Below are 253 nucleotides of genomic sequence, written 5' to 3'. Positions count from 1 at the left end.
TTTATATGGACCGACAGAAGCGACCATTTATGATTCCTATTATGAATGCAAGGGCAATGAGGTACTTGTTCCAATTGGAAAACCCATTTCGAATATTCAAATGCATATAATTAACGAGGGAAGACTCTGTGGAATAGGTGTACCTGGAGAATTATGTATAGCGGGGGATGGTCTGGCGAGAGGATATCTGAATAGACCAGAACTGACAGCTGAAAAATTTATCGACAATCCATTCGGGGAAGGAAAGTTATAT

1 protein-coding gene is annotated in these 253 nt (G+C 39.9%); it reads left to right on the top strand.

Features of this window, described 5'->3' with window-relative positions; genetic code table 11:
* Window positions 1-253 (top strand): AMP-binding protein (locus MR167_RS32275; protein ID WP_242316297.1); only part of this gene is annotated, 253 nt, incomplete at both ends.

This window comes from Bacillus cereus group sp. BfR-BA-01355 (assembly GCF_022663675.1).
GTDB lineage: Bacteria > Bacillota > Bacilli > Bacillales > Bacillaceae_G > Bacillus_A > Bacillus_A thuringiensis_S.
The sequence above is the reverse complement of the archived record's forward strand: the minus strand, read 5'-3'. Positions and strand labels throughout refer to the sequence as shown.